The organism is Alicyclobacillus sp. CIJ1 (assembly GCF_057538885.1).
Map to the genome: position 1 here is coordinate 1 of NZ_BAAJPH010000132.1, position 5469 is coordinate 5469.

Annotated in this window: 2 protein-coding genes; one reads left to right on the forward strand and one right to left on the reverse strand. The window is 57.5% G+C overall.

Features of this window, described 5'->3' with window-relative positions:
- Positions 1-7: 7 nt before the first annotated feature.
- Positions 8-4294: a beta strand repeat-containing protein gene (locus tag AC27E8_RS11780; RefSeq protein WP_487099297.1), complete on the forward strand. Its 4287-nt coding sequence runs from the start codon at positions 8-10 to the stop codon at positions 4292-4294.
- A 69-nt stretch (positions 4295-4363) separates the two neighbouring features.
- Here the strand turns inward: AC27E8_RS11780 and AC27E8_RS11785 are convergent.
- The coding region (locus AC27E8_RS11785; RefSeq protein WP_487111491.1) for an FtsK/SpoIIIE domain-containing protein at positions 4364-5469 on the reverse strand (1106 nt) is incomplete at its 5' end.

Here is a 5469-nt window from a genome sequence, read left to right on the forward strand (position 1 = left end):
AGGGGACTTGAAACGCACACTGAGTGGCATTGCTTCAGCTGCGATTGTCCTGGGTGCGATTAGCCCGATGGCGTTTGCGGCAACGTCCACGAGCGGTCTCACGCCAGCTGGCCAGTTGCCCATTGTGGTCAATGGCCAGGTTCTGTCGAACCCCTATGAGATGGTGGGGTACGATTCGGGCAATAAGACTGGGTTCTTCCCGATCTATTACTTCAGCCAGGCGCTTGCGAAGATTGGGATCCAGGCGACCTGGAATGGCGTGACCCACACCTGGGCGTTGACGGATTCCAACGTGAACGCGGCGAACGTTCAAGTCGCCGGTGGGATTGGAACGGGGAACACCACCGTCACAGTGAACGGTACGGTGGTCAAGAAGTTTAACACGCAGGTGGCGCGTGACCCGGCGGCTGGGCCGAAGGGGCCGATCACGACGTACCTGCCGATTTACTACATCAACAACATCCTGAAGGCGTTGAACATTAACGGCACCTTCAGCGGTCAGACGGGGCTCAACATCCAGACCCAAACGGCCGTAAACACGGCGACGGAGTCGCTTTCGCCGATCCAAGTGTCTGGCCAGGTAGTTGGCACGGGTGCGGATAATGCGCCTGCGGTCGCGACGGTTGGGAATGCCATTTCGTTCTCGACCACGGTGACGGATGCGAATGGCAATCCCGTTGCGAACCAAGTCGTGCAATTCCTCGTTTCTACCACGGGTAACCTGACGGTTACGGATGGAAACGGGAATACCTTGAACTATGCAACCTTGTCCGCGCCGATTGTCATTGGTACGAAGACGTACAACGACTATTACCAGGTCACGACCAACAGCCAGGGTGTCGCAACCATTAAGGTGACCTCGGGTGCAAGCACTACGACGGAACCGTTGTACGTGATTGCGCAATTGCCTGTGCAGAGCGCGAATGGCCAGTACATTCGTTCGAGCGCGGTAACAGCGCAGTGGGGTCTGCCCGGTACGCTGGTCCTCGCTCCGCTTTGGGGCTCGCAGGGTAACCCTGATCAACTGAGCTTTTCGTCGAGCAGCAATCCGACGGCTGGTCTGATTGCGATGGTCGCTACGGTTCTGCCTTCTTCGGGCAGCTCGAGTTCGTCCGTGGCGGGCCAGACCGTGAAGTTCCAAGTCTCCGCGATGAACGTGGCGGGAGTTGGAAATCCGACTGTCTTCATCACCGACCAGAATGGCACGCAAGCGTTGAGTAACGGTGTCGTTGAACCGGGTAGCAGTCAAGGTACGTGGGGGAATACGGTAACCTACACCACGACCACCAACTCGCAAGGCCAAGCCGTTATGTACCTCAACGCAAATGTGCCAACCCAAAATGGCGTGCCGCTGACCGGGGCGCAGCTGATGGCTCAGGTGAGCGCGCAGCTCGTGAACGGTGGCTCGAGTCAAGGCAACAGCTATATCGAGTGGCAGGCAAATGCTCAACCTGCGAAGGTTGCGAACGTGACGCCTGCTGATGTGCTGAACTCGCCCGCACTCAGCGACCAGAATCGTGAGGCGGCGACTTCAGGATCGACCTTGACCATTACGGGTCAGGTGCAGGATTCGGCGGGTAATCCGGTGCCGAATGCACAACTGGTGATTACCGACGCGCCTGTTGCTGGAGCGGGTTTGCCAAACGCTGGGGACTTTGGCGCAGACGGGACCGACAGTTATGTGGTGAATGGTCAGAAATACACGTTCAGCGGCTCGTCCTTTGATCTGGTGACGACCGACGCGAACGGTAACTTCTCGTTCACGGTGTCCGATACGGTGAATCCGCAGGAGCAACAGCAGATCGACCATTACTACATCTACTACGCTCCGTCGACCACGGGTGTCGTGGAAGGTCAGCAGCTGCCAAGCAACTTGCAACTCCTGCCGGTGCTTGGGACGAGCAGCAATGACGGGTCCATCGCGGTGTCCTGGGAACCTGGTCAGAGCGTCGGTGCATTGGGTGTCTCGAGTCACGCGCTGCAAACGAGCTACTCCAGCGTGTCGGCGGTTCCGAACAACCCGAGCATCCAAGAAGTGGATAGCTCCGCAGCGACAGTGTATTTCGGTCCATACACCGAGAGTGGTCAGGAGATCCTGCCGGCGCAGTTCCCGGATGATCAGCTGACCTTCACGCTGAGTGTCCCGCAGGGCTACACGCTGAACGATGCTTTCGGGTTCCAGCTTGATCCGGTTGGGTCTGGCGATGCTGGGGTGTACAGCCAGATTCTACAGGCCCTTAAGAACAACTATAACTTTACGTACACATCTGGCACCAATACGTTCGATGTGACCAACCTGCAGGTCACGATGGACTACAAGACGGGCAAGATCTATGTGAACAGTGTACAGGGATACCTGTACTCATCGCTGAGCTCTTCGAGCGCGACGCCGTTCACCATCTCGTTCGGTTCTGGTGAGACGAGCACGGTTACGGAGCCATTGACGACTCAGTTTAAGACGCACGTGAACTCGTCGAATGATCCGGCGTCGAGCGTGAACATCAATGGCGGAACGGCGACGCTGAACATCAACGTGCAAGTCACAGATCCGGATCTCGCGACACCTGGTCAGGGTGGTGCGTCCGCTTCCGCAAGTATCCAGTTCCAGCCGACGAGTGGCGTGGCGAGCCTCGGTGTGGCGCAGAGTATTGAGGGTATTGAGAACTATAGCCCGCTCATCAATACCAACGCAGGCACACCTAGCTCCATGTCACTGCAAGGTTTGGCTTGGGGCTCGTCCAATGGCGGAAGCATTGGGAACACGAATTATGAAGCGTCCTGGCTTGTGGCGCCATTCAACAACTATGTCAACTTGGCAACCATTCCGAATGGCGGTTTGAACTATACCATCTCCTCAGATGGTAAGAACGCGGATTCTGTGAACAGAATTGATGGATATCTGTTCACGACCTCTGATTCGAATTACTCGGCTCAGGTCGTCATCTCGCAGAGCGGTAAGACCACGGTCAACGGTCAGACGTTGTTTGATCCTGCAAACTACACGAACGTCAATAAGATCGTGGCGTATACGCCCGATGGCAAGTACGTCCTGGGTGTAGACAACAGCGGTAACTATCTGTTGTACGATGTGTCCTCCAAGGCACTGGTCGCCAACTTCGGTCAGGTGAATCCAACACAGCCACTGTCTGGCGATCCGATGTTTGTTGGTGGGCATGTGTCGACAACTCAGAATGGGCCCGGCTCGCTGACCTTGAACTGGATCTCGGGCAATCAGGGTAAGGTGTCTGCAACCGGTAATGTGTCGAATGCAACAGAGACTGTGAACGAAGACCTGATCCCGATCCAGATTGTTGAGGTCGGCGCGTACGGTAAGTACACCGGCACCTACACGTATACGGCCACAGAGAACGGGCAGACGGCAACAGTACAGGTGGACTACACCGCTGCTGGTTCGGGTTCAGTGCAAAGTGCGCTGTTCTCGCCGCAAAATGTGGTGGGTTCGCCGGATCAGACGGAGAATGTCACACTCGAAGCCGTCGACGCATACGGCAACCCGGTGGCCAATGCGACGATTTCGCTCGAGGCCTCCGCACTTGGTTGGCCAAACAGCAGCCTGAATGGTGTCTGGATCACCGCCGTCAATGGCGTGGCGTTGCAGAGCTCTGTGCCGATGGGCAATACGTCGCAGACGGAGCCGACGCCGATTCCGCTCTTCAATCCAGCCAATGTATTGCCGAGCGGAACGCAGCTTGATTATGACGCGGTGTCCATCCCGGGTGCCATTGCCGCGACTGGTCTGCAGAAGTTCACGAACCCGACGATCAACGTCACGACCAATAGCAACGGTATTGTTCAGCTCACGCTCGCGGATGGCGGCGTGACCTATGCGGCGGTGGTCAACGGCAACACGGATACGCTTGAGACTGCGCCAGCTGTCCAAGTGTCGAATGGCAACTTGTATGTGGCATTGACGGGTTCGCAGACGCCAATCGGTCAGTTGCCGATTACCTGGCAGGGTGGCGTGGCTAACGTGAACTCGGTGACGTTGGGCAACTTCACGTACAATAACGCCAATGGAGGGTACAGCGGCACGGTAACCGTAACGGACGCCAATGGTAACCCGATTACGAATTTGAATACAAACAATTTCAGTGTCAGCGTAACCCAAGGTGGCAGTCCAGTTACGACTTCGAACCTGAACGTCACGAATGGGGCAAATCCGGGACAGTATCAGCTCTCGTTCTCGTCGAGTGACGCAAAAGGCGGAACACTGAAAGTGACTGTGACGGTCTCGGGCATTAGTGAGAGCGGTTCTGAGACGTTGTCGAGCTGATTCTGTTCGCCGGAGTAAAAAAAGGGCTGTACTCTGCAGGTCTTGGCCTGCGGGGCACAGCCCTTGTTTTTATTGCGATATCATGACTTGAAACTCTCTGAGTTGCCCATGCTCCACATAGAAAAACCGCCCGGGCTTGTCTGCGGGCAACCGCTCTGCTCCTGGAACGCCTAGAATCGTACGCGAGGCAATCTCGTCATCCACGCGTCCGCAGATGCGCCAAACCTGTTGGCGGATCTGGGAACCGAGGATTTCGGCCGTTGGATATTGTGCCGAGAGCAAGAGCGCAATTCCCGTCGCACGCGAGGCCAAAGCGAACCGCTCGAGGTACGCATGGGCGCGGGTACGCATCTCTTTCTCATCCTTGCCACCCGTGCTCGACGTAAAAATCGAGAGCTCGTCCACGACAAGGAGGATCGGTTTCTCCTCGAGCAAGAAGCCGCGTTCCTGCGCTTCCCGAAGCGACGGGGCGCCCGCTTCTTTGAGTTTTCCAAGGCGTTCGCGGTGGGTCGCCCAGAGCGCTTCAAGAAGCGGCAGTGCGTCCTGCGGAAATTCCTTCATGGGCTCCGCGAGCCGAGGAAGGAGTTCCAAATAGTCGACACCGCCCTTGGGATCGACCAGGTAGACAAGCCAGCCCCTTTCGAGTGCCTGCGCCATGATCTGGCGAATGAGCGTCGACTTGCCGCTGCCGGTGCTTCCCGCGATCAGGAGATGCGGCCACGTGGGAAGGCGCCAGAACACCTTCCCGTCATGGCCATAACCGAGCAGAAACGACATGCGAGCCGCCGGGTGAGTTTCCTCGTCGTCGCGATCGCGCTTGACCCTAGGTTTCGGCAGTCGCCGCGTGCCTGGTTCGCGACTGGCCGCTTTGACGACTTGGTCCAGCGAACCGGAGGCGAGAACCAGATGCACACGGTCGCGGCGCTTCGGGTCCTGCGTCACCGAACGGAACTGCTCGACACCAAACGACGCGCAGAAGGGATCGGCGATCTCGGGTTTTTGCCAGATGGAAGCCGGGAGCCCTGCGACAATGAGCTCCACGTCGCCACTGGCGCGCTCTTTCACTCGAACGAGGGTCGGGCGCTTGTAGCGCGGGTTGTCCCAGAGGTCCGCGCGTCGTAGCGCCTCCTCGAAGGAGGAAGCGTCGACAATCACACGGTTACGGTCAAGCCAGT